At 59.7% G+C, this 23,994-nt stretch carries 21 protein-coding genes; 16 read left to right on the forward strand and 5 right to left on the reverse strand.

Annotated elements, in window-relative coordinates; translation table 11 throughout:
* The first annotated feature begins 52 nt into the window (after nt 1–52).
* Nucleotides 53–811, forward strand: coding sequence for an SDR family oxidoreductase (locus LJ656_RS27630; RefSeq protein WP_230512708.1), 759 nt, complete (start codon nt 53–55; stop codon nt 809–811).
* 170 nt (nt 812–981) lie between these two features.
* Nucleotides 982–2,301, forward strand: coding sequence for an MFS transporter (locus tag LJ656_RS27635; RefSeq protein ID WP_230512709.1), 1,320 nt, complete (start codon nt 982–984; stop codon nt 2,299–2,301).
* 889 nt (nt 2,302–3,190) lie between these two features.
* Here LJ656_RS27635 and LJ656_RS27640 read toward each other — a convergent pair.
* Together LJ656_RS27640 and LJ656_RS27645 are read right to left on the reverse strand one after the other, a co-directional pair.
* A complete protein-coding gene (locus tag LJ656_RS27640; protein ID WP_230512710.1) occupies nt 3,191–4,156 on the reverse strand; it encodes a hypothetical protein in 966 nt (321 codons plus the stop codon).
* Between the two features lie 485 nt (nt 4,157–4,641).
* A protein-coding gene (locus LJ656_RS27645; RefSeq protein WP_230512725.1) for an IS3 family transposase occupies nt 4,642–5,840 on the reverse strand; the annotation gives its coding sequence in 2 pieces (ribosomal slippage) (nt 4,642–5,525 and nt 5,525–5,840; 1,200 coding nt in all).
* Between the two features lie 125 nt (nt 5,841–5,965).
* On the opposite strand from LJ656_RS27645, the gene LJ656_RS27650 reads away from it, so the two are divergent.
* The 9 genes from LJ656_RS27650 to LJ656_RS27690 all read left to right on the forward strand — a co-directional run bounded on the left by LJ656_RS27650 (nt 5,966) and on the right by LJ656_RS27690 (nt 14,423).
* Nucleotides 5,966–6,295 carry a hypothetical protein gene (locus tag LJ656_RS27650; RefSeq protein WP_230512711.1) on the forward strand — a complete coding sequence of 110 codons (330 nt, stop codon included), beginning with the start codon at nt 5,966–5,968 and terminating at the stop codon, nt 6,293–6,295.
* Between the two features lie 290 nt (nt 6,296–6,585).
* On the forward strand, nt 6,586–7,233 hold the full coding sequence (locus LJ656_RS27655; RefSeq protein ID WP_230512712.1) for a DUF6680 family protein: 648 nt from the start codon (nt 6,586–6,588) through the stop codon (nt 7,231–7,233).
* A gap of 1,091 nt (nt 7,234–8,324) precedes the next feature.
* Nucleotides 8,325–8,744, forward strand: coding sequence for a hypothetical protein (locus LJ656_RS27660; RefSeq protein ID WP_230512713.1), 420 nt, complete (start codon nt 8,325–8,327; stop codon nt 8,742–8,744).
* A 688-nt stretch (nt 8,745–9,432) separates the two neighbouring features.
* Nucleotides 9,433–9,906: an Hcp family type VI secretion system effector gene (locus LJ656_RS27665; RefSeq protein ID WP_230512726.1), complete on the forward strand. Its 474-nt coding sequence runs from the start codon at nt 9,433–9,435 to the stop codon at nt 9,904–9,906.
* Complete coding sequence (locus tag LJ656_RS27670) at nt 9,903–10,295, forward strand: DUF3592 domain-containing protein (protein ID WP_230512714.1); 393 nt, start codon at nt 9,903–9,905, stop codon at nt 10,293–10,295. Before LJ656_RS27665 ends, LJ656_RS27670 begins: the two co-directional genes overlap by 4 nt.
* A gap of 19 nt (nt 10,296–10,314) precedes the next feature.
* A complete protein-coding gene (locus LJ656_RS27675; protein WP_230512715.1) occupies nt 10,315–10,761 on the forward strand; it encodes a DUF3592 domain-containing protein in 447 nt (148 codons plus the stop codon).
* A 781-nt stretch (nt 10,762–11,542) separates the two neighbouring features.
* Nucleotides 11,543–13,108 (forward strand): methyl-accepting chemotaxis protein, encoded by a 1,566-nt coding sequence (locus LJ656_RS27680; RefSeq protein WP_230512716.1) that lies wholly within the window; start codon nt 11,543–11,545, stop codon nt 13,106–13,108.
* Nucleotides 13,109–13,123: 15 nt separating this feature from the next.
* The gene (locus tag LJ656_RS27685) at nt 13,124–13,456 is read left to right on the forward strand and encodes a DUF1493 family protein (RefSeq protein ID WP_329958908.1); all 333 of its coding nucleotides are present in this window, start codon (nt 13,124–13,126) and stop codon (nt 13,454–13,456) included.
* Between the two features lie 136 nt (nt 13,457–13,592).
* Complete coding sequence (locus LJ656_RS27690; protein ID WP_230512717.1) at nt 13,593–14,423, forward strand: 3-oxoadipate:acetyl-CoA acetyltransferase; 831 nt, start codon at nt 13,593–13,595, stop codon at nt 14,421–14,423.
* Between the two features lie 133 nt (nt 14,424–14,556).
* Here the strand turns inward: LJ656_RS27690 and LJ656_RS27695 are convergent, their stop codons facing one another.
* Complete coding sequence (locus LJ656_RS27695; protein WP_425606026.1) at nt 14,557–14,874, reverse strand: hypothetical protein; 318 nt, start codon at nt 14,872–14,874, stop codon at nt 14,557–14,559.
* Nucleotides 14,875–15,059: 185 nt separating this feature from the next.
* On the opposite strand from LJ656_RS27695, the gene LJ656_RS27700 reads away from it, so the two are divergent.
* The 3 genes from LJ656_RS27700 to LJ656_RS27710 all read left to right on the forward strand — a co-directional run bounded on the left by LJ656_RS27700 (nt 15,060) and on the right by LJ656_RS27710 (nt 18,235).
* Nucleotides 15,060–15,662, forward strand: a complete 603-nt coding sequence (locus tag LJ656_RS27700; protein ID WP_230512718.1) for a DUF1326 domain-containing protein — start codon at nt 15,060–15,062, stop codon at nt 15,660–15,662.
* Nucleotides 15,659–16,456, forward strand: a complete 798-nt coding sequence (locus LJ656_RS27705) for a DUF2182 domain-containing protein (RefSeq protein ID WP_230512719.1) — start codon at nt 15,659–15,661, stop codon at nt 16,454–16,456. The genes LJ656_RS27700 and LJ656_RS27705 overlap by 4 nt, the downstream gene beginning before the upstream one ends.
* Nucleotides 16,457–16,708: 252 nt before the next feature.
* Nucleotides 16,709–18,235 (forward strand): aldehyde dehydrogenase family protein, encoded by a 1,527-nt coding sequence (locus tag LJ656_RS27710; RefSeq protein WP_230512720.1) that lies wholly within the window; start codon nt 16,709–16,711, stop codon nt 18,233–18,235.
* Nucleotides 18,236–18,289: 54 nt separating this feature from the next.
* Here the strand turns inward: LJ656_RS27710 and LJ656_RS27715 are convergent, their stop codons facing one another.
* The gene (locus tag LJ656_RS27715; protein WP_230512721.1) at nt 18,290–19,696 is read right to left on the reverse strand and encodes a DNA-binding protein; all 1,407 of its coding nucleotides are present in this window, start codon (nt 19,694–19,696) and stop codon (nt 18,290–18,292) included.
* A gap of 437 nt (nt 19,697–20,133) precedes the next feature.
* Here LJ656_RS27715 and LJ656_RS27720 point away from each other — a divergent pair, with 437 nt between their 5' ends.
* Complete coding sequence (locus LJ656_RS27720; RefSeq protein ID WP_230512722.1) at nt 20,134–20,427, forward strand: GYD domain-containing protein; 294 nt, start codon at nt 20,134–20,136, stop codon at nt 20,425–20,427.
* A gap of 43 nt (nt 20,428–20,470) precedes the next feature.
* Here LJ656_RS27720 and LJ656_RS27725 read toward each other — a convergent pair whose 3' ends face one another.
* Nucleotides 20,471–22,240: a hypothetical protein gene (locus LJ656_RS27725; protein WP_230512723.1), complete on the reverse strand. Its 1,770-nt coding sequence runs from the start codon at nt 22,238–22,240 to the stop codon at nt 20,471–20,473.
* 467 nt (nt 22,241–22,707) lie between these two features.
* Between LJ656_RS27725 and LJ656_RS27730 the strand changes: the two genes are divergently transcribed.
* On the forward strand, nt 22,708–23,994 hold a 1,287-nt coding region (locus LJ656_RS27730; protein ID WP_268998805.1), incomplete at its 3' end, for a type VI secretion system Vgr family protein.

Genomic DNA, 23,994 nt, shown 5'->3' on the forward strand with positions numbered 1-23,994 from the left:
TCCATCACATCTACATGTGCATCACGGCTGCATCACTAATAACGGAGACATTATGCGGTTGACAGGTAAAACGGCCATCGTCACGGGCGGCGGTTCGGGTTTCGGCGAAGGCATCGCGAAGACCTTTGCGCGCGAAGGCGCGAACGTCGTGGTCAACGATCTCAACGGGCCGGCGGCGGAGCGCGTCGCGAGCGAGATCGCGTTGGCGGGCGGCAAGGCGATCGCGGTGGCAGGCAACGTCGCGCAACGCGACGACTGGCGCACGCTGCGCGAAGCGGCGCTCGAGGACTTCGGCAGCGTGCAGATCGTCGTCAATAACGCGGGCACTACCCATCGCAACAAGCCGGTGCTCGAAGTGACCGAGGCGGAGTTCGACCGCGTCTATGCGGTGAACGTGAAGAGCATTTACTGGAGTGTGCAGGAGTTCGTGCCGTATTTTCGCGAGCAAGGCGGCGGCAGCTTCATCAATATCGCATCGACGGCGGGTGTGCGGCCGCGCCCGGGCCTCGTTTGGTACAACGGCAGCAAGGGCGCGGTGATCGTCGCGAGCAAGTCGCTTGCGGTCGAACTCGGGCCGGACCGGATTCGCGTGAATTGCGTGAATCCGGTGATCGGCGAAACCGCACTGCTTTCCGAGTTCATGGGCGTCGAGGACACGCCGCAGAACCGGCAGAAGTTTCTGGCGGGCATTCCGCTCGGACGCTTTTCGACGCCGCAGGATATTGCGAACGCGGCGCTGTATCTGGCTTCCGATGAAGCGGAGTTCATCACCGGCGTGTGCCTCGAAGTGGATGGCGGGCGCTGCGTGTAACGGTGCTTTTTGCAGGTGTTTCTGGTCGCGGCGCCGCCTGCTCGGCTCGCGCCGCGATCAGTACGAAGTTAGTGTTTTCCCCCAATCTCGATTCGTCTGCAAATGATCCGGCGCGGATAGAATCGATCGATGACGGTACTTCAATTCGACAAGAAAAGAGGAGACACCCGATGGCCAGCCCAGCAAATCCGCTTCAGCACCCCGGCGCAGGCGCGCCGCCCTCCACTTTCGAAGAGGCGACCTATCGCAAGGTCACGTGGCGGCTCGCGCCGCTGCTGATGCTCTGCTATATCGTCGCGTATCTGGATCGCGTGAACGTCGGCTTCGCGAAGCTCGGGATGAGTACCGACCTCGGCTTGAGCGATGCGGTGTACGGGTTTGGCGCGGGGATTTTCTTCGTCGGGTATTTCATCTTCGAGATTCCCAGCAATGTGATCTTGCATAAGGTCGGCGCACGAGTGTGGATCGCACGGATCATGGTGTCGTGGGGCGTGATCTCGATGCTGACGATGTTCGTCACGACGCCGACGATGTTTTATGTGATGCGGTTTTTGCTCGGGCTCGCCGAGGCCGGCTTCTTTCCTGGGATTATTCTTTACCTGACCTATTGGTATCCGGCGCATCGGCGCGGGCGGATGACGACGTGGTTTATGACTGCGATTGCGCTTTCGGGTGTGATTGGCGGGCCGGTTTCGGGGTTCATTCTCAAGAACTTTAATGGCACCAATGGGTGGCACGGGTGGCAGTGGCTGTTTCTGCTCGAAGGAATTCCTTCTGTGCTGGTCGGGATCGTCGTGTTCGTGATGCTCGATGATCGGATTGCTAACGCGAAGTGGCTTACTGATGAGGAAAAGCGGTTGCTTGAGAGTCAGGTTTCGGCTGAGGAGGCGACCAAGCACGATATGCCGATTCGGGAAGTGCTCACGAGTGGGCGGGTTTTGATGCTTAGCCTAACTTACTTCTCGTTCGTGATGGGGCTTTATGGGGTGAGCTTCTGGTTGCCTACCATCATTAAATCTACTGGGGTTACCGATGCGTTCTTGATCGGGTTGCTTTCGGCTGTGCCGTTTGCTGCTGCCGTCGTTGCTATGGTGTTTGTGGCGCGCAGTGCGGATCGCACCAGGGAACGGCGGTGGCATATTGCTTTGCCGGCTTTTCTCGGGGCGGTGGGGTTGGTGCTTTCTGTTGTCTGGACGCATAACACGGTGCTGGCTATGACCGGGCTTACGCTTGCGACTATGGGGATTCTTACTACTCTGCCGCTTTTTTGGAGTTTGCCTACCGCGATTCTTGCCGGGACCGGGGCTGCTGCAGGGATTGCGATGATTAACTCTATTGGTAACCTCGCCGGGTTTCTTAGTCCCTATGCTGTTGGGTGGCTTAAGCAGGCTACTTCGGCGAATGATTCGGGGATGTATATGCTGGCCGCATTTTTGGTGCTCGGCGGGTTGCTCGCTATTAGTGTGCCGGCGAGGATGGTTAATAAGTGAGGTGGGTTGGTTGATGTGAAAGCCCCAGTGGGGATGCACGCTGGGGCTTTTTTGTTGGTACGACAGGGAAGGTGACATTTGCTTGAAAACCGCGGTTCATCCGCTCAACCAAAGTACATTTTTGAACGGGTTTATCGGCGTGGCAAAGGACGGTCAGCCATCTCTTGCTTGCTCGACGAATGAGTGTTGTCGGACCCTTTGCTGCCGATCGACCCACGGCAACATCTACGCCGGATTTCAAGTGCGGATTCAACCGGTCGATGCAACACAATGGAAGCTGCGTGAGCAGCGGGAGTGTTGCATCGACCGGTTGAATCCGCAAGGTTCAGCGGTCATTCGTCGACTCCCATAGGTGGACGGGAGTTCGGCCTTAACCGACACTTGGGGACAGTGGCTGCAACGTCCGCAATCAGGCGGATTACCGACGGCGCGACGGTTGAGCGCGAAGTATCACTCTCGCCTCCGCAATAGTCTGTCGCATTCCCTTGGTTAGAGCATTTGCGGCTTGCCGCGTCCATCACAGCGGCTATCAAGGGACTAAGGTCCAAGCCCAGTGACGCAGAGCAATTGCCCGCGGTTACGTGTCTTTCGCGATCGAAATAGCCGGATCTTCATTGACTGACGTGGTGTAGCGAAGTGCTTGATCTGGCGATCGGCGGCGCGAGCGCTGGTACGTGCATAGGTTTCCCGACGCATTGTTCGACGAAACCGCTCGCTTGCCTCGTGGACTCATCTCACATACTCGAAGAATGGCCAATCTCCAAATCGTTTCAGCGTCAAGATTGAAAGGATCCGACTGAGCTTCAAAAAGGAGTCGCTTTAACGGCGCGTCAGCGCCATGACAGCCACGACGTGTGAGTCATGGCAGCAACGTGAAGCTGTCGTCCGACTATCCTCGTCGATTTGGAAGATCCAGACCATCGGTGACAGTCACCGTAATAGTGACAGGTGGGAATATTTGGAACTCCAGCTCTTTTCCGAAGTGTTTCCCGATGTCGTGAATGACGCTCTCATCTCCTGTAACGATTTTTAACGCAAGGTCGTTATCGTGAGCTTGCGTAAGGATATCGTCGTATCGATAGTAGCTCTCGGCGGTAAAGTGATGCGCAATAAACCAAGAGAGAGGCATATTGGATTTGAAAAGACCTTGGTGCACGCCAGCGACGTCTTTGGGCGGTGCATTAGTGTTCGAAACGAATACGCCAGCGGCCACGGTTGGCGAGCCATTCATGATGTCGTCTCTCAATTCAAGGCCCAAGGCATAGTCGAATATGCTGTCGCCAGTTGCCTCACGTCGCAGATACGAAAGTACGTAGCGTTCTTCGTCATCCAGGAATTCTGGGCGCGGACAGTACAGAAGATACTTGATGAAATCTTCTCCAACAAACTTACGCAGTTCGTCGATCCGTTGCTGTTGCTCTGCGTCTGTTGAGGAGAACTTGGATCGCGATGAATACTCCAGAGGAACTTTAGAGATAGGAAAAGCTCGTTTCGCCTGTAGCAACCACGCGCTGGTGCGGCTTTTAGTCGAGCGAAACGTGTCTCTGTACTCGATCACAAGGCCGATATCGGACTGCGTGACATAATGTTCCACTGCCGAGCTATAGGAATGGGCGTCAATCTGCAACTCAACGGAAGTTTTTTCGTCGATCTTGTTAAGCTTCTTCCGTAGCTTTTTAAGTGGATAGATCAACGAATATTCTTCTTGCACTTTTTCATCGAAAAGATCAGTGAATAGGAAATTGATGGCCGCTTCATCCCACGGTCGAGATGTTCGAGCTAGTTTGCTTGACAGAGCCCGGTCAATGGAGTCGAAATGTTTGATAATGAGGTTTAGCGCAATCGGCGAGAGCAATCTCAGATCTCCATCAATGCGGATTAGTTGTGAGGTTAGAGCGTGTCAGGCACGTTCGGTCAGCCTTGGTGCCGGGGCGGGACGCTAAGACGCTAGCCTTGACCAACGGATATTTCTGAACGGAGCATAGCAGTTGGCCGCCCGGTGCCGTTCCGATGCCAACCGGGATTTAAACACGTTAAGACATATTTGTGAACGACAACGGCGCCTCGCATGTTGAAGCTGGAACAGGTTGGGGTCTAGTGGGTGAGTCGCTCGGGGGTTGCGAAATACGTGGATGCCTTCGCGCCAGTGCTCTTTGTAATCGCGCTTTTCGACCACAGGTGGAATGGCTGCGGTATCTCTTGAGCGTCTGTACGAGCCCCGGTAACCACAGCCAGTGAATTCGGACTACACAAGCCAGCGAGGCGGCCCATCTGATTGAACTTTGGAATTGTCGCTTAGGTTGTGGAGTTGCCCCTGTAACTCAGGACAGGCGGACACCGTTAGATTGATGACTCCGCTGCACGCCTGAACTCGCGAGGCGAGCGATATTTCAGTGCTTTGTGCGGGTGGCGCTCATTGTAGTGTTCAAACGCAACGGCCAGACGCGAGAGGGCCGTCGGCGCGTCAGCCTTATCCATATAGGCGACGTAATTGTGCTTCATGGTCTTCACGAACGACTCAGCCATACCGTTACTCTGCGGCGAGCGCACGGGCGTGGTCAGTGGCTGCAGGCCCAGTTCGCGCGCAAAGCTGCGCGTGCGATGGTCGATGTAGGCCGAGCCGTTGTCCGTCAGCCATTCGATGGAGTGCGCGGCCTGCGTGGTGCTGAAGCGCTGTTCGACGGCAGCCAGCATCACGTCGCGCACCACGTCGCCGCTATAGCCTCCAGTTGTCGCAGCCCAGCTAATCGCCTCCCGGTCGCAGCAGTCCAGCGCGAACGTTACGCGCAGCGGCGTGCCATCGTCGCACCGGAACTCAAAGCCATCGGAGCACCAGCGGGTATCGCTGCGGTCCACGGCAACGCGACCGTCATGCCGCCGCGTGTCTCGCCGTACGCCGGGACGGCGCAACAGCAACTGGTGTTCACGCATAACGCGATACACACGCTTGTGGTTGATGCATGGCGCGCTGGTCTGTTCTCGACTGCGGCGCAGCAGTGCCCAGATGCGTCGGTAGCCGTAGGTCGGCAGATGCGCTACGTGGGCCTGGATTTCCTCGACCAATTCCGTGTCGTCGGTCGGTCTGGCGCTACGACCATCTTGCCAATCGGACGAGCGAGCCTGTTTCGCTGCTACGCCAGAGCGCGCCACGCCGAGAACTTCACAGACCGTTTTCAATGGTCGTCCCCCGGCAGCAAGGGCGAGCGCGCAATCAGGTTTTTTGAGCGACCCCATTGCACGGCTTCCTTCAGGATTTCGACTTCCATCGTCTTCTTCCCGAGTAGTCGTTGCAGTTCCTTGATTTCCTTGATGGCTGCGGCGAGCTCTGATGCCGGCACGACAGTCTCGCCCGCTTTCACTGCTGCCAGACTGCCTTCCTGGTATTGCTTGCGCCAGCCGAACACCTGGTTGGCGTTGACGCCGTGCCGACGGGCCACGGCCGACACCGATGCTCCGGCCTCCAGCGTTTCCTGCACGATGGCGATTTTTTCCTGCGCCGTGCGCCGCCGACGGCGCTCCGGTTCACTCAGTATTTCGATGGGTTCCACGTAATGACTAGGCTTATTGTTAGGCACAAGACTATCCCTTATTTTAAGAGAGTCCTCGTGTCCTCAGATACGTGGGGCTGCTCCAGGTTGCCCGGCATAATTGCCGCAATATGTGTATGGCGATCGTGTGCAAAGAAATTTGCAGGGATGCTTCGTTTAGCAAGAACGTGTCGTTCCAAATTTTCGCGGTGACCGTCATCGGTCACCCGCACGCCGTACAGGTACCGTGGTTCGACAAGCAGGGCATCGCGACCATGCGTCTTGCGCGGCATAGTGCTGCCGCTGCGGACGGTCGGACCGGTACGCTGCTCGTATCGAGCGTCCATAAATGTCCACGCGGCGAGGCCGAGCGAATGACCCTTCACGGCTGGTTGTACCTGTTCAGTTATGGCGCCGCAAAGCTGCCGCTGACGCAGCGAACGGCGGCTTTCGTTAACGGGGGCTGAATGCGTACAGTCGGCCTCAAACGGACCGTGGCCTGACGCGTTTTTCTGACATTGGGAAAGTCGCTTCACCTTGAAAGTCGTCGCAGCTATCATGAGGTCGCCACGGGCGGGTCCGGGTCGCGAGTCGGAAACGGCGCCCGGGACCGGACTCGGTCCCGGCTATGAAAGATCAACCGGGCGTTGGGCGTAAATGAGGCGTCCTGCGACGGGCTATGTTTTTGCATCGTCAGGGCTGGATTCCCCACTTGTGGCAGACTTGCGACCATGAGAACCAAGGCAAGAGGGCCGCGATGGACACCACTTTGAAGTTGGGAGATTTGGCGATTGTGCTTGCTACGTTCGGCGGGCCAATTGCAGCTGTGCAAATCCAGAAATATCTGGACCGCCGGGGCGAGACCAACCGCCGGCAAGTAGCAGTTTTCCGGGCGTTGATGGGTACCCGCGCTACGCCTAACTCCCCCGATCACGTGAACGCCTTGAATGCCGTGCCGCTGGAGTTCCACAAGGTAGAGAGCGTTACCGGAGCATGGTCGGACCTGTTGATGCACCTCAACACGGACTCTAAGGCGCACCCAGATCAATGGCAACGGATGCGCATCGATCGCTTTCTGTCTCTGTTAAAGGCAATGGGGGCGCACCTTAAATATAAGTTTCGAGAGGCAGAACTACAGGACCATGCCTATTTCCCTGAGTGGCAAGGCATGCTCATGGCCGAACAAGACCTGTTGCGCAAGGGATTGCTAGACCTGTTGACGGGTAAGACGTCGTTGCCTATGACGGTGACAGGCTTTCCCGCTGATCCCGAGATGGCAAAGCGTACCGCAGCGCTACAGGGGCTATTGATTGAATGGCTGGAGGGCAAACGCGCACCCCACTTGGGTGCCGCCCCAGAGGCCAGTGCGCCCCCGCCAAATGAGCGCAATAACCGACCTTCATGAGACTCCCTCCCCAAGAGGGCCCCGCAGTGACGGCAACGAACCGAGGGGACAAGTCCCCCAATCCCTAATGACCGCCCCACATGATTCGCGAACGGAAATGTTCAATGCCCATGAAGAGCTGACATTGACGTCGCGCTTGCTCTAAAGACGGCCAAGGGGCGAGTGGTGCCTTGGCGCAGGCGAAATCGTCATTCGAAGTAATCGGCGGTCTGACGACTGCAGAGCAACCCATAGCGGCCCATGGCCGGCAATTGCCCCAATGACCGCAAAGGTCGACGACACGACGCCCCTCTCAATGATCAAATGACCGCTTTCTGAATGGAACGGCCGTCTGAATGTCTTGGCAACATATCGAACAGAGGTCTCCCCTTGGCCTTTGCGCTCACTAAGTCAAGACACCGCGAGCGGTTGCCCAACCACGCCAACTTTCGGAACGACGCTCACGGGATAGCACTTCAAGCGTGTGCGATCGGCCGCAAGCTACGTTCTCGCATTTCACCTAAGACGTCTGCTGTTGATAGCAGACGCCTCGATCTCACCCTTCCGAAGAACACAATACACGCATCCCGCCTTTCTGCTTACGGCTGCGGCGAGCCAAACTTGATAGCGACTCTGCCAAATGTCGTGAACATTTTTTGACTCGAATGCGATCGCAGAAATCGACCGTCCAGGAAGCCGGCGCTCGCATGCCGCGTTCTGAGCCACCGCGTGAGAACCGTTGAGTGATCGCGCATGAAACGTGTAGTCCACCAAGCCCTTTGTCGCCTCCACCGTTCTAATCTCTTAATCAGTTTTAGCGTAGAAGCCGAAATGCGAGATAGCAGGCGACGTATAATCACCCAGTCGCCGGGAAACACCCGGCGGCCAGGTTTGACAGCCTGAATGTTGAAACGCGTACGCTTGCCCAGGCAAGCGTACGTCTACCTCTGCACGTCTATACCCCAATGGGCGGGCCTTGGTAGGGGAGCCGCAAGGCTCGCTGGTTTTCGTTTCAACGCCAGTCTGTCAACCCTACTTCGTGCCCGCTCACCCCCTTTCCCAAAAAGCGAGTGACCAGGCGATCTAGGAAGCAACAGGGAGAAGATCGCACCATGCCCAGGTCCATCAAAAACCAATCCGCTTCACGTCCCCCCGTCGACGCACTCCAGTACGAAAAGCTTGCCCTTTCCGCATTCGACCTATGCGATCGTCAAGTGAATCAGCTGGAGACCCTGATCAGACTGGCATCGACGATATGTCGAAATCCTGCGGTCACACGCGACGAACGACGGCAGCGGCAGAAGCTTCTCGAATTGCTGCTGGATACGACGGAGCAATATCACCAGGAACTGGAATGCGACCGTGAGCTGTTTCAGGTGATCGCTCTCGACGCAAAGGGCGTCCCGCACAGCCGCATCACCGCGAATCGCGCCGCGAAGCTGCTTGCCGATGCGGCGCAAAAAGCAAAGCAAACAAACGCATCGTCCGCTCGCGCAAACACGGTCGTGCCGCCTGACACCACGAAGCACTAACCGACCAGGCATCAAGCCCTACGCCCGACGCAATGGCCGGCGAAGCCGGTCATCCGTCGCGCCAGCGCTTCACCGGCGAAGCAATCCACTCGGCGCCCTTCGCTTCTTCCGTCGCGAGCAGCACATGCGACCGCGAAAGCGGCTGCTGGGTAACGCTCACGCATATCGCCGCTAAATACCCACACCGTCCCCCTCCAAGTCAGAGCGCAGTAGAGCGCGTGCATCGGCCGCGCACCCACTGCGGCGACGCTTCACTTCGGCCGCGACAAGTTCAACCCATTGCCCAACTAACAAGTGCAGCCGACCTCGCTCCGAGCACCCCGCGAGAGATCGATAGAACCAGATGTAACGTTTGTACATATTTTTTAGCTTGGTTACGCTCATTGAGTTCCTGTGTGGTTTCTCGAAATTATCCGCGGTATTTACGTTCCCCGAACCGCATATACCGTGGGGCTTTACCGGTGATCCTCACGAACAGCCCACAGTCGCATGGCAACACTCACGCCGGGAAAAAAAGCGACTTTTGACTGCCTGCTGACTGTCTCATTTATCGACGACCACTCCCCGTCACTCGACAATGACTCGGCGGGTGAAACATCGTTGGCGCAGCAATCGCTGCATGCGCACCCATCAGCAACCGATCAACGATGCCTCGACGCACTCACCCGCATCGCTATTCGGAGGCGCAATGTCGGACATGTTTGTGAAGATCGATGGAATTGCAGGCGAATCAAAAGACGAATTCCATCCAAACGAAATTGAAGTGAATAGCTGGCGTTGGAAGATGGAACAACTATCGTCCATGTTGACCGGGGCAAGCCCGGGCGCCCCCAAAGCAACTATTGTCGATCTCCAGTTCGTTCATCAAATCGACCGTTCCAGCCCAAACCTGATGCGTTACTGCCTCACCGGCAGGCGCATTCCGACGGCCGTACTCACTACTCGCAAGGCCGGTGGCGTGCCGATGGATTTCCTGAAAATCACAATGGAGAACGTTGTGATCACGTCGGTGGAACCGATCGTGTTCGATAACAGCTATTTCGAGCATGTGAGCATGTCGTTCTCCAGGGTCAAGCAGGAGTACAAGCTGCAAGGCGGCGCGGGCACCAGTGCAGGCACTGTCACTGCGAGTTTCGACATCAAGGAGAACCGCGAACAGTGACACGCACCAAGAATTATTTCGCACTGGCGGTAGGACTGCTGTGCTTCGTGCTAACGGATCTCGCGGCAAACAAGACGTTCAACGTCTACAAATCGTCCGTCGCGACGACAGGCCAGATCGTGCGACTGGAGCCGGATGGACGTCACCCGGTAGTGGAGTTCGTAGCAATAAGCGGAGAACACCGCGAGGCTTTAGCGCATACACGCTGGCCAGTCGAGGTTGGGCAAACAATTGCGCTCCGCTATAAGCCTGACGATCCCACCTATCCCGTTACGTTCAATCGGTTCGTTGATCTCTGGCTGCCGATCACGGTTTTCGGCGGCTTGACGGTCTTGTTCATGACGTGGGGATTGAGCGGAAAGAAGATCTGGCGACGCCGGGAATCGTGAACGGGTTTCGAGTCAGCGGATGTATTCGTTCAAGCATGGTCTTCGCACGTTTCTACACCATGGAGAACCTTGCACGGTGAAGCGACCACGAAATCATTTCGCGTTGGTGTTGGGGCTATGTCTGATTCTGCTAACAGCGATTTCCGCCGACAAGGCATTCGAGTTCTACAACTCATCAGTCGTGACGACCGGCCGCGTTGTTCGACTGCAATACGGCAAGTTTCATCCGGTGGTGGAATTTTTCGCAATGGATGGCAGCCGCTACGAAGCGTTAGCGAATACGTGGTGGTCAGTCGACGCGGGACAAGCGGTCAACGTCCGCTACACGCCTGACAACCCGGCACAGTCCGTCAAGCTCGATCGTTTCCTCGATCTATGGATACCAACAATGTTTCTCGCATTGTTGGCGAGCTTTTGCGTGACGACGGGACTGAGTGGGGAGAAGTTTAGAGGAGGTCGATTTTAGTGATTCATTTGAGAAAGAGCGCATGGAATTTCGAAACCAGTTCGGGCGCCGGATTTGATTTCGACTCCTTTACTGCCGACGTAGGCATGTTCGTATTGAAAGATCCGTCGGGGCGTAGATGCCAATACAAGTACAGCGGCTTTGGGCCAGGCTTCGCTCGCACATTGACGAAGTGGCTACGCGTTCCAAAACTCGCCCTCCCGAAAGTGACCGTTCAGAAAGGCGAGATCGCCGGCGCAAGCTCAACACCCGGGTTTCCTGGCACGGGCGCGCTATACCTGACCAGTTCGTTCCAAGGCGAAGATCTGGATAACCCGAACCGTCTCGAAGGGGGCACGATTTACCTTGAGGGCGCAGCGGGCTATCTATTCGGTGGTACCGGTTCATTCATGCTTTTGGGTGTCAACCGCTATCTCCTGATGTTCGGAATAGCTCGGCCGGAGTTCATTGGAAGAGCTATAGAGTGCCCCTGCTGCCTTGGTGATGGGGAGCACAAACGCCGGCCTCCAGGACAGCCTCGGCTTCAGCTTCAAACTGGGCCAAATCGCCTACAACGGCTTGTATTCCGACGACAGCGAATAATCCACGCCTTCACGTCCAGACGACGTGCCTGAAACCTCAATCTGGCACAACGTTTTCGCTGAGGGCAAAACGCGCCGCCGCGCGGGGCAAAACGTAACAATCCAAAACTACAATTCGCAGAACCCCCTCCAGTTCTAGCCAAATCTGCCGTTAGCTCGCACAACTGCGCAAGCCCCGCCCTCCCCTGCACTATCCTCAGATGAAACTCAGCGTCAAAATCCCCCTCGCCTTTCTCATCGCGCTCGTGCTCATGTTCGCCGGCGCGCTCTACGGCATTTTCGCGCTCAACCGATCGATCGATACCTACCGGGTCGCGGTAGCCGAGAACGTCGCCAACGAACGGATGGTGTCGGAAACGCTCATCACGTTCAAACTGCAAGTGCAGGAATGGAAAGACACGCTTCTACGCGGCAAAGACCCCGCCAAATTCGACAAATACTGGAATAACTTCCAGAAGCGTGAAAGCAAGGTCGACGACCTCGCCGGCCAACTCCAGCAAAAGCTTCCCGCAGGCGAAAGCCGCGATCTGATTCAGCGCTTCGCGTCCGCACACCGCGCAATGGGCGCAGGCTACCGGCGCGGCCTCGAAGCGTTCAAAACGGCAGGCTTCGCGCCATCGGCAGGCGATGACGCCGTCGCGGGCGTCGATCGCGAACCAGCCGCGCTGCTCGAACAGGCCGCCGCGAAAATCGCCGCCGATAGCGCGCAAGTCGCGGCGCTGGCCGATCGCGACGCACAACGTGCATCGCTCGTCAGCATCGCACTGATGCTGGTCGTGCTCGCGCTGGCTTCAGTCGGCGGCTACCTGTTTAGCCGAACCGTGTCGCGACCACTCGCGCGCGCACTGGGATGCGCGCAAGCAGTCGCGGCGGGCGACCTGTCGCTTGAATTCGACGCGAACGGCAAAGACGAAATTGCCGAATTGCTCGCGGCGCTCAAACACATGCAAGCGAGCCTCGCGAATGTCGTCAGCAAGGTGCGCCGAAATGCGGAAGGCGTCGCGACCGCAAGCGCGCAGATCGCTTCGGGCAATCTCGATCTGTCGTCGCGCACCGAAGAGCAGGCGGCGTCGCTCCAGCAGACTGCGGCAAGCATGGAAGAACTCACGGCCACCGTTCGACAAAACGCCGATCACGCGGCTACCGCGGCGTCTCTCGCAGACGAAGCACGCGAGACCGCCGCGAGCGGCGGGCAGATGATGGTGCGCGTCGTCGAAACGATGCACGGCATCGCGCAAAGTTCGAGCAAGGTCGGCGAGATCATCTCGGTCATCGACGCGATCGCATTTCAAACCAACATCCTCGCGCTGAACGCGGCGGTGGAAGCCGCCCGCGCGGGCGAAGAAGGCCGCGGCTTCGCGGTGGTAGCCGGCGAAGTGCGAACTCTCGCGCAACGCAGCGCAGCGGCGGCCCGCGAGATCAAGACGCTCATCGAGCAATCGACGCAGCGCGTGGAAACCGGTTCGACGCTGGTGCGCGACGCCGAAAGCGTGATCGCGGATATCGTCGGCTCGGTGCAGCGTGTGACGGGCGTAGTCGCCGAAATCTCGTTGGCGTCGGAAGAACAGCGCAACGGTATCGAACAGGTGAATTTGGCCGTCACGCAAATGGACGACGTCACCCAGCAAAATGCCGCGCTCGTCGAGCAGGCTTCTGCCGCCGCGCACGCGCTGGCCGAACAGGCCGGCTCACTGCGCGACGCGGTCGCGGTGTTCAAACTGCGCCCCGATCGCGCCGCACCGCTAAACGCGTGGTCGGCGGCGTAGTTCGCTAGCACAAGGATAGAGCCATCGGATACCCTGGAAGACGATTACGGTGTCATAGGCGACGATGCCCACGAACTCATCAACAGTTTCGCGACACGCTTGAACGTCCTCCAAGGCGATTTCGAATTCCTCAAATACTTCCACATGGAGGGTAGCGCCAAATCAGTAACCAGCCAGCCCAACGGTGCGCCAGCATCGCGACCGATCCGATATGGAACTTCGCACACCGCGCGCATCGCGGTACGCAAGCAATCCAGTCTCTTCGGGCAAAAAGCGGAGCGAGGCTTCTGGAAGCGTTCCAGCGCGCGAACCGCCCGCGATCCACGCCCGCATGCATGCACGCGATAGGTACCCTCCCTGGACGCTTCGGTCCCACCATTTGAATTAGACTTGCTCGACATGACTCGTGCGCGCAATGCCGGCCGCGAGGTCATGAACGCTCGCCGCCTTGGTGAGACGAAAATCCAGTAAGGGAGTGAGAGCCATGAGTGAACCCTGCATTATCTCCGTTGCCATCACCGGCTCGGTTCCGCGCAAGAAGGACAATCCGGCTGTACCGGTGACGATCCCGGAGCAGATCGAAAGCACCCATGAAGCGTACGAAGCCGGCGCATCGCTCGTTCATCTGCACGTGCGCGACGCACAGGAAAACTCCAGTTCCGACCGCTCCAGTTTCGCCGCTTTGCAGGAAGGCATCCGCAAGCACTGCCCCGACATCATCATCCAGTTCTCGACCGGGGGCCGCGGCCGTTCATTCGAGCAACGCGGCGCGATGCTCGATCTGCGCCCGGATATGGCATCGCTCGCGACCGGCTCGGTCAACTTCCCGACGACCGTCTACGAAAACCCGCCCGACTTCGTGCGTACGCTTGCGCAGACGATGCTCGACTACGACGTCAAACCGGAAATCGAAATCTTCGATCTGGCGATGCTGTACAGCACCGTCGATCTCGTTCAGCAGGGACTGCTGAAATCGCCCGTGCACGTGCAGTTCGTGATGGGTGTGAAAAACGCGCTGCCCGCGCGCCGGGAGATCCTCGAATTCGAGGTCCAACAACTGAAGGCGCTCCTGCCCGATGCGACCTGGACCGCCGCGGGTATCGGCCGCCACCAACTGGAAGTCAATCACTGGACGCTCGAAATGGGCGGTCACTGCCGCACGGGTCTCGAAGACAACGTGCGCTGGGACAAGGACACGCTGGCAAAGAGCAATGCGCAACTGGTCGAGCGAGTCGCGAAGTTGTGCGGCGACTACGGCCGGCCGGTCGCGACCGCTGCGCAGGCGCGTGAGATGCTAAGCCTGCCGGCCATCTGATCCGCACGGAAAGCTGCTGCACCAACCTGCGCACTCGTCGCCGCGCACCACGGCGACGCCCCATCTTTCCCCTGACAATCCTGATCGGGCAATGTTGAATTGCCCGGTCAGAATCGCTTCGCGTCGATCCCGCTCAGTACTTGATGTCTCGTGCCGCCTGCCGGCCGCCCTGCTTGGTGTTTCGTTTGTCCTGCCGGCATTGCGCATTGCTGGTCTGATTGGCGGCGCGGCAATCCTGCTTGGTGTGGCGCGCGCCCTGGCGCGTTTCCTGCCGCACGTCTCGTCCGGCACGGCGTTGCTGAGCCTGTTCCGTGGACCATGCGTGCGCGGAAGCAAGCGCCAGAACGACCGCAACCAGGCCGGTTGCGAACCCGCGAATTGCGTTGTTTGCTGTTGACATCGCACGGACCTCGTTTCGAAAAGTGACCACTTCATGCATCACATCGAGCATCGTTCCTCGCCCTGAATCGACACAATCGGACCAAGGTCCTACCAGGCGTGGCGACCGATTGTATAAGCCGCTTCAATCATTTCGCCGCCTGTCCGGCACTTTGCTTAGCGCCTGCTTAACGCCTAAAACAAAGGATGTCCGGCAGTGTTCTTCCCGGCCGGATAAAAACGGCAGTGGAGGCGCAAATGAGCTATCAACTGATGGGCAGCATCCTCGAAGTATGCGAATGCAAAGTGTTATGTCCGTGCTGGATCGGCGAAGATCCGGATAACGGCGTCTGTCGCAGCGCGCTCGCTTACCACTACGAGACTGGCACGATCGACGGCATCGACGTGTCCGGCCTCACCGTCGCGTTCGCGGCGTTCATTCCCGGCAATGTACTGAAAGGCGGCTGGCGCGTCGCGATGTTCGTCGACGAACGGGCGAGCGACGCGCAATTCGAAGCGATCGTCGCCGCCCATAGCGGCAAGCGCGGCGGCCCGCTCGCGGATCTCGTGCAGTTGATTGGCGAACTCGTGTCGGTCGATCGCGCGGCGATCGAATACACGGTGGTCGACGGCAAGGGCAGGATGAAAGTCGGCGAAACGATCGACGCCGAGCTGGAGCCCTATCGCGGCCCGACCGGCGAGCCGACCAAACTGGTCGAAAGCATCTTCTCGACGATACCTGGCTCGCCTGCTTTCGTTGGCAAAGCGAACTATTTCCGTCTGCGGCACGACAAGCTCGATCTCGACCTGTCGTTGAGCGGACATAACGCAATTCAGGGTTCGTTCAGCTTCGAGTCGTGAAAACACTCGCGCGCTCGCGACTGTTCGCGCCGCTGTTCGTCGCATTGACGGCCAGCGCGTGGGCCGCGCTATGGCTGTGGGACGCCGGGCCGTACGCGCGCTATCTGCGTCACGCGAGCTGGGCCGAGCTGCCGCTGATCGGCGCGCTATGCCGCGCGGCACCCGGTGCCAGCCTCACGCTCGCGGCGTCGCTGCACAGCGCCGCATGGCTGCTGATGATCGCGGCGATGATGTTGCCGACCGCTTTCCCGCTGTTCGAAACATTCGCGCGCATGACGAGCGCGCGCGAGAACTCGCGCGCATTGATGCTTTTGCTGATCGCCGGTTACGCGAGCGCATGGGCGTTGTTCGGCCTGGTCGCGCACGGCTTCGATGCGACGCTCCATCAGCTGGCGGATCGATCGCCCGCCTTGCTCGCGAACGGCTGGCTGATCGGCGCGGCGATCGTCGCGCTGGCGGGCGCCTATCAGTTCAGCCGCCTCAAGCAGCGCTGTCTCGATAAATGCCGCTCGCCGCTGATGTTCATCGCCGAACATTGGCGCGGCAGGAGCGCGCGCCGCGAGAGCTTTCTGCTCGGCGTGCGTCACGGGGTGTTTTGCATCGGCTGCTGCTGGGCGCTGATGCTGGTGATGTTCGCGGTCGGTACCGGCAGCGTCGGCTGGATGCTGGCGCTGGGCGCGATCATGGCGATCGAGAAGAATTTCCGCTGGGGCCGCGCAATCGGCACGCCGCTCGGCGTTGCGTTGCTGGCGTGGTCGGCATGGATCGTTCTGCAGAACGCTCGCATCGCGTGACGTCAGTCGTCGCCGGCGCCCCACGCCGGTCCGCCGCCGCGGAACCACTGAACCGCGTGGCTCGTTTCTGAACAGTGCTGCCCACCCGACTGTTGCAAAACGGAACAGTCCCGCCTGCGCAACAGATCCCGACCGCGGAAATTTCGCACTTCGATGCATTGGTACGGTTCGTGCCTTATAGGCCCCGGGTAGAGCAACGACCCTGCAACGGTCGTCCCAGACAGATTCCGACTCACGAACCGGAGACACGTGATGAACCCGTTTGACCTGAAAGCCCTCGGCCTCGACATCGAATATCCGTACCGGCAGCGTTATGAGAACTACATCGGCGGCAAGTGGGTGGCCCCGGTCAATGGCGACTATTTCGACAACGTATCGCCGATCAACGGTCAGCCGTTTTGCAGCGTGCCGCGCTCGAACGCCGCCGACATCGATCTCGCGATCGACGCCGCGCACGCGGCGCGCCGCAAATGGAGCAAGACGTCGGTAGCGGAGCGCGCGAATCTGCTGCTCGCGGTGGCCGGGCGGATGGAGAAGAATCTGAAGCTGCTCGCGGTCGCCGAGACGATCGACAACGGCAAGCCGCTACGCGAAACGATGGCCGCGGACCTGCCGCTCGCGGTCGATCACTTTCGCTATTTCGCCGGCTGCATCCGCGCGCAGGAAGGCGGCATCTCAGAGATCGACGACAACACAGTCGCCTATCACTTCCACGAGGCGGTCGGCGTGGTCGGCCAGATCATCCCGTGGAATTTCCCGCTGCTGATGGCCGCGTGGAAGCTCGCGCCCGCGCTCGCGGCCGGCTGCTGTGTCGTGATGAAGCCCGCCGAACAGACGCCCGCTTCGGTGCTGGTGCTGATGGAACTGATCGGCGACCTGTTCCCGGCCGGCGTGATCAATATCGTCAACGGCTTCGGCAAGGAAGCGGGCGAAGCGCTCGCCACCAGCAAGCGCATCGCGAAGATCGCGTTCACCGGCTCGACGCCGGTCGGCAAACGCATCTTGCACGCGGCGGCGGACAACCTGATTCCGTCGACGGTCGAACTCGGCGGCAAGAGCCCGAACATTTTCTTCGCCGACGTGCTCGATCGCGACGACGCATTTCTCGACAAGGCGCTCGAAGGTCTCGCGATGTTCGCGTTGAATCAGGGTGAAGTGTGCACCTGTCCGTCGCGCGTGCTGGTGCAGGAATCGATCTATGAGCGCTTCATCGAGAAAGCGGTCGCGCGTGTCGAGCGCATCAAGGCCGGTCACCCTTTGAATCTGGACACGATGATCGGCGCGCAGGCCTCGCAGCAGCAACTCGACAAGATCCTGTCGTATATCGACATCGGCCGCGACGAAGGCGCGCGCTGCCTGACCGGCGGCGCACGCGCGACGCCGGCCGCCGGTCTCGATACCGGTTTCTACGTGAAGCCGACGATGCTGTTCGGCACCAACGAAATGCGCGTGTTCCAGGAGGAAATCTTCGGACCGGTCGCGTCGGTGATGACGTTCAAAAACGAGCAGGAAGCGATCGATCTGGCGAACGACACGTACTACGGTCTCGGCGCCGGCGTGTGGACGCGCGACGGTACGCGCGCCTACAAGATGGGTCGCGAGATCGAGGCGGGACGGGTGTGGACCAACTGCTATCACCTGTATCCGGCGCACGCGGCGTTCGGTGGTTACAAGCAGTCGGGTATCGGGCGCGAAACGCACAAGATGGCGTTGTCGAACTATCAGCAGACGAAGTGCCTGCTGGTCAGCTATCAGGCAGAGGCGTTGGGGTTCTTCTAAGCGTCGAGGCGCGCCGTCTCGCGACGGCGCGCCTTTCACACTCCTAACCGATTGTCAGGCTACCGCGGTTTCCGCGTTCAGCTTCGACACCGCGCCGGTCTTCTCGTCGTAGCTATAGCCCAGCTTCTCGAGATGAGCATTGATCGTTTCGACGATTACCTGCTGCTGAGCCGCCTTCTGCAGCAATTCATGCTCCGGCTTGACCAGACCCAGTTCAGCCGACAGGCGGCGGCTCAACGTCGCTTCGCCCGCGCCGCGTGCCATCACCACCATCATCTTTTCGTTCGCCTGCGTCAGTTGCTGCTTCAGCGCGTTCGAGTATTCGGACCACTTCTGGACCGTCTCGCGAGCTTCGGCGATCGCGGCGGCATGCGCTTGTGCATCGCGCGCGATCTGCGCCTTCAACGTCTCGAGTTCTTCCGAATCGACCGTTGCCGGCGCCGGCTTCGCGCTTTCTACCGGCTCGCTCGCCGCCGAGTTTTCCGCCAGCGCGGCCGCACGCTGCTGCTCCGCGTCGGCGCGTTCCTGCGCTTCACTCAGGCTTGCCGACAGCCGCGCGATTTCCGACGCGTCCGCATTGCGCTCGTCGGTCAGCGTGGTGATCTGCGCCTGGGCGTTCTGCAATTCCAGTGCGGCGGCATCGCGTTCGGCCTGCGCGCCGGCAGCCTCTTCCCGCCGCGCCGCGTGCGCGTCCTGCTCTTCCTGCAGCTTCGCGCGGATCGCTTCGAGTTCGCCTTCGAGACGCGCGACCGCTTCCGCATGCGCCGCTTCCAGCGCCGCGCGCTCCGCTTCGCTATCCTGAGTATCGGCAACCCCTTCGACCGACTCGCTCGCCACCGTTTCTGCAGCCTCAGCGCCTGTCGCCTCGTGCGCGGATGCTTCACGCTGCGCATTGAGTTCCGACAACGCGCGCTCCAGTTCCGCTTCGAGTTGCGACACACGCTCCGCCAGTTCCTGCGCGCGCTTCTCCGCGGCGTCGGCGCGTTGCACCGCCAGTGCGATGTCTTCCGCGAGGCCCGCCATCGCATCGACCTTCTGGTCGTACGCGACGCTCATCTGATCCAGTTGCACTTGCAGCGAATCGAGTTCCTGCACCGTCGTCTGCAATTCGGCAAGCGCGTCGTCGCGCTCGGCGCTGGCGTCCTCGACACGCTGGCGCATCGTCGTCAGGCGGCGCGCCACTGCGCGCTCGGCTTCGTCCTGCGCGGACGTCCAAAGCTGATCGAGCGCGCCGCGCATCGTATCGGCGACGGCCTCCGGCAACGCCGGACGCTCGACCACTTGCGGCACCCTCGGCGCGCGCGTTTCGCGCCACTTGCGCAATGCCGCCGACACCGCGACCACCGAACCGGTATGCACCTCGTTCCAGATGGCTACGGGAGACACCTTCTGGCCCTCGTCAGCCATCCGGTCTGCGATTTCAGCTACCAGTTCGTCCGTGATCGTGATGTTGCTTTGCATGTCTGCCTCGACAAATTGCGCGTGATGACGAAGTCCGTTTCGTCGTTCCGGAGGGAGCCGCGCCGTCGGCGCTCGCCTCGCATAGCTACGCATTGTCGAGCAGCCGCCCGGCGGTCAATCGTTCGAAAAGCCGAGGTTACCGGGAGGTATTCAACGGATTGCAAGGCGGCCGGGCGATCCCCCTCGCCCTGATCACGGCGGCGCGGCAGACGTCGCCGCAACAATGAAAGGAATACGTAAGACACGCGCACCGCGTCGAACCCCAGGCGGCATACGTCTTGTTATAGCCCGGACGGTCCAAACGGCCAGACACGCACGTCCACTGCCTACACTGCGATTACGCGCGGACGGCGTACGGGTCGCACCATCGCAATTGCTCACGCCAGCCGGCTCGCGCGTGTGAATGCCATCTCGTGCTATTCGTAAGGGGAATCATCATGTTGACGTATGTGGTTCTTGCACAATTCACCGACCAGGGCATCCGTGCGGTCAAAAACAGTCCGCAGCGGGCCGACCAGGCGGCGGAGCTGGCCAGATCTTTTGGCTGCGAAATGAAGCAGATCTATTGGACGACGGGAGAGTACGACATCGTCACGATCGTCGAAGCCGCCGACGAGCCAAGCTTCATGTCCTTCGGATGCGCGCTCGGCTCCGTGGGCAATGTCCGCACCCAAACGCTGCGCGCGTTCACGAAAGACGAATTCGCCGCGATCGTCGGCAAGCTCCCGTGACATCGGCCAGTCAGGCGACCGGCGGCCGGGCCGCCCTATATCGTCAGTTATCCGGATGACCCGCGATATAACTCACGAACGCGTTATACGGCTGGTTCAGTGTGACGCCGTCGATCATCAACCCGTAAGTCGCGTCACCGCTATCGAGGTCGTAGTACATCGCGGACTGGATATTCTTCGTCTTGCGCGCCTGATAGTAGCTCGCATAGCGAGAAGTTATGTAATCCGCGCGATACGACTGGCTCTTCTCCGGGCCCGTATTCCATTCGGTAATCAAAAACGGTTTGCCGTAGCGCGCCTTGCAGTAGGTCGGCAGATCGAAACCGGGCCCGGAACCGTCGGAGCCGATATTGAAGAGGTCGCCGTAGACCTCGTAGTTGTGCCACGTGGTGAGATCCCAGCGCACGGTCGGGTGTCCGCTCGTGCCGTCGGGCTGCACACCATCCCACAACGCGTCGGACGCGGCGACGTCCGCGACGCAGAAGTTGATCCCACACTGCGCATTCGGCTGCATCGATTTCACGCCGTCGATCATTCCGCGCATGACCCCGCGCATCAGCGGCCAGTTCGCGTTATTGAAGTCGACGAGTTTGGTCCCCGCGGTGGTGGAGTCGCGAATGATGGCCGGATCGCGCGTCAATTCGTTGCCGCACTCGTACATCGTCACGCCGTGCGGCGCGAGCGCGGCGGCGATCGCCGCGCCGTTTTGCCAGCCCCACGTGTAAGCGGCCGACTCGCTCGTGAACAGTACATTGTTGTCGTCGCGGATGCCGAGGTCGATCAGCGCGAACAGTTTCAAGCCCGTCGGCTGGAACGCTTTGGCGAGGTTGACGACCGCATTGAGTGGCGCCGCATCGTTCGTCACGCCGAGCCGATAAGTCGAGCAGCCGAGGTTTTGCATGATCGACACGAGCGCTGTGGTCGAGTAGCGGTAGTCGTAGTGTCCGTTGATACCGTGGAACGTGCCGCTCGCCGCCGAGACCGGCGTGCGCGGATCGCTGCACGGCAGCCATTGATCGGAATCGGTGTACACATAGAACTGTCCGCCGCTCGATTGGTACCAGAGCTTGCCGCCGTACCACAGCAACAGCGCCACATTCGAGGTCGTGCCGACCGCCGCTTTGCTGCGCAGTACAACGCCGTTCGCGACGGTCCAGATCGCGCCGACTTTATCGATGATGTACGACGCGTTGGGGATAGTGGTGCCGTCCGCGGACGTGCCGCCCAGGCGTGGATCGTTGGTCGCGAACCAGTTCGAACCGTTCCAGCCGTAGAACTGACCGCCGGTGCCTTCGTGATAGATCACGCCGCCATACCAGATCAGCATCGATACGTTGTACGTATTGCCTTCGGCAACGCCGTTGCGGTAGACGGAGCCGTTCACGACGGTCCAGACGGCGCCCTGGCTGTCGGTGATCGAGGTTGCCGGCGGGATCATCGTGCCGTCGGGTGATCCGGGCGGGGTGGTGGTTGAACCTGTTTCGCTGGAAGTACCCGACGAGCTGGAGGCTGTGTTGTCACTTCCGGTGGCCGGCGTAGTGGACGCGTTGCCGGTCGTTGTTGTCGTTGCGGTTGTCGTCGACGTGCTGCCGCTGGTCGCGCCGTTTGTGTTCATGACGGACGTGCCCGGTGCCGACGTAGTCGAGGCAGTCGAGCTCGTCGCGTTGGTTGTATTGGCCGCGTTCGTTGCGTTCGCCGCATTGGTGGTGCTGCTGTCGCCTTCCGAACCACCGCCGCCACCACCGCAAGCACTTAGCACGACACTGCCGCCGACAGCAGTCAGCAGACCGAGAAATTCACGTCGTTTAACCATGACAAAACAATCCAACGCCGGGCATGGCCGGACAAAAAGGCGATAGGGGATGCGGGAGAGATGAGCGAGCGAGGCGGGTCGCCTTTGGCTTATTCGTTGGAATCCTTATCAATCGACGGCCTGCGTCGAAGAAGAAAACCTTCGCGAATAAAGGGGCGCGGTAAATCTTCCCGTCACGTTCGTTCAGACATTGCAACTGATGTCTGGATGTCGGCAGCGGCGGGTGGTTTGCGTAGGGTTCTTGCGAAATAAAACGAGGCGCGCGCGGTGTCGGCACTGCTGACGCTGGACAGATAGCGACTCGTGCGCCACGGCCATTTCGCAAGCGGCCGGATGCGCAAGCGATCGTGCAGCTAATTAATCAACGCGATGCTTGATCTATCGCAAGCGAATCTCCTACGCACGCTAACTTTTAGCTTAATTTGGGTTGATACTGGGGATGCACTTTCGACAGGTTCGTCACTCGCATGCTCAAACCATTTCAGGACCGCACTTTAGAAATCTCCGGCGATGCGTTACCCACGTGGGGTAATGCGCCGGTGCTGGCTGCGCTGCGGCTGCGCGGGACTGAGGCGCTAGGGAAGCTTTATCGATACGAACTTGATGTGGCGACCGTTGAGAGCCCGACGCTCACGCGGTGGCAGGCGCAGGAACTGGTGGTGCCGGACAGGCTGATTGGGACCGTTGTCGATATCTCGATTGATTTTTCGGACAACGGACTGACTGGCCTGGCGGGTCGGCTGGAACGCGGCGATGCGAAGGATGCCGGCGCCACCAGCCGGACGGTTTCGGGCCTTATAACTGGCGTCAGACATCTCGGTACTGATGACCGGCGCGCGTATTACCGCTTCACCGTGCGGCCCTGGCTGTGGCTGGCGACAAAGAACCGGGACAGCAGGATTTTCCAGAATTCCACCGTCGTCGAGATCACTGATCGAATATTGGGCGAGCGCTATCCGTATCCGGTCGTGAAAGAACTGGGTGGCCCCGGTTCCGGAGAGCCTTATCCGAAACGCGATTACGTGCGACAGATGTGGGAGTCGGACTTTGAATTCCTCACGCGTATCTGGCGGGAATGGGGCATCTACTACCGGTTCGACGGGATGAACCTCGTGCTGTGCGATTGTCCCGGCTCGCACAAACGGCATCGCAATGTGTATGACCGGATCCGGTATCGCGCGCCCGATAGCCGGCACGTGGACGAGGAGCATATCTACAGGCTCAGGGTCTCGCGGCAGATCACGACGGGCAAGGTCAGCCTGAATGACTACGACTACACGCGCTCCGGCGAGTGGTTCGACGGTGAATTCGCCGGCCATAGCGGATCGGCTCACGACAACATCGGGCAGTTCGGATGGGGAGACTACTCACAACCGCTCGCGGGCGCGGAAGGGTTATCGGGCAAACCCAACAGGCAGCAGAGCGAAGCGCGCTATCTCGCGAGCGTGCGCGTCGATGCGATGCGCTGCCGCGGCTTGCGTCTGACCGGTCGCGGTAATCTGCGCGGGCTGACCACCGGAAAGACGTTCTGGCTCGAAGATCATCCGCAGCCGACCGTCAATGCGGAATATCTGGTGGTGGTAACTACGCTCGATATCCGCAATGCGCTGCACAGTTCGGAGTCGGTTGATTCTGGAGCAGGCGATAGCGGGACTGGCGACGAACCGCGCCAGTGCGTGACCCGCTTCGTGCTGCAACCGGCCAATACGTTCTTCAGGAACCGTCCGAAAAAGAAGGCGCACTGTCCGAACGAA

The organism is Paraburkholderia sejongensis, assembly GCF_020880815.1.
In the GTDB taxonomy this organism is placed as follows: domain Bacteria; phylum Pseudomonadota; class Gammaproteobacteria; order Burkholderiales; family Burkholderiaceae; genus Paraburkholderia; species Paraburkholderia sejongensis.

Excerpts from the sequence above, each read along its gene's own strand:
- LJ656_RS27630 (WP_230512708.1), top strand. The coding sequence starts at position 53 with ATGCGGTTGACAGGTAAAACGGCCATCGTCACGGGCGGCGGTTCGGGT.
- LJ656_RS27635 (WP_230512709.1), top strand. The coding sequence starts at position 982 with ATGGCCAGCCCAGCAAATCCGCTTCAGCACCCCGGCGCAGGCGCGCCG.
- LJ656_RS27650 (WP_230512711.1), top strand. The coding sequence starts at position 5,966 with ATGGCGATCGTGTGCAAAGAAATTTGCAGGGATGCTTCGTTTAGCAAG.
- LJ656_RS27655 (WP_230512712.1), top strand. The coding sequence starts at position 6,586 with ATGGACACCACTTTGAAGTTGGGAGATTTGGCGATTGTGCTTGCTACG.
- LJ656_RS27660 (WP_230512713.1), top strand. The coding sequence starts at position 8,325 with ATGCCCAGGTCCATCAAAAACCAATCCGCTTCACGTCCCCCCGTCGAC.
- LJ656_RS27665 (WP_230512726.1), top strand. The coding sequence starts at position 9,433 with ATGTCGGACATGTTTGTGAAGATCGATGGAATTGCAGGCGAATCAAAA.
- LJ656_RS27675 (WP_230512715.1), top strand. The coding sequence starts at position 10,315 with ATGTATTCGTTCAAGCATGGTCTTCGCACGTTTCTACACCATGGAGAA.
- LJ656_RS27680 (WP_230512716.1), top strand. The coding sequence starts at position 11,543 with ATGAAACTCAGCGTCAAAATCCCCCTCGCCTTTCTCATCGCGCTCGTG.
- LJ656_RS27690 (WP_230512717.1), top strand. The coding sequence starts at position 13,593 with ATGAGTGAACCCTGCATTATCTCCGTTGCCATCACCGGCTCGGTTCCG.
- LJ656_RS27695 (WP_425606026.1), bottom strand. The coding sequence starts at position 14,874 with ATGCTCGATGTGATGCATGAAGTGGTCACTTTTCGAAACGAGGTCCGT.
- LJ656_RS27700 (WP_230512718.1), top strand. The coding sequence starts at position 15,060 with ATGAGCTATCAACTGATGGGCAGCATCCTCGAAGTATGCGAATGCAAA.
- LJ656_RS27710 (WP_230512720.1), top strand. The coding sequence starts at position 16,709 with ATGAACCCGTTTGACCTGAAAGCCCTCGGCCTCGACATCGAATATCCG.
- LJ656_RS27715 (WP_230512721.1), bottom strand. The coding sequence starts at position 19,696 with ATGCAAAGCAACATCACGATCACGGACGAACTGGTAGCTGAAATCGCA.
- LJ656_RS27720 (WP_230512722.1), top strand. The coding sequence starts at position 20,134 with ATGTTGACGTATGTGGTTCTTGCACAATTCACCGACCAGGGCATCCGT.
- LJ656_RS27725 (WP_230512723.1), bottom strand. The coding sequence starts at position 22,240 with ATGGTTAAACGACGTGAATTTCTCGGTCTGCTGACTGCTGTCGGCGGC.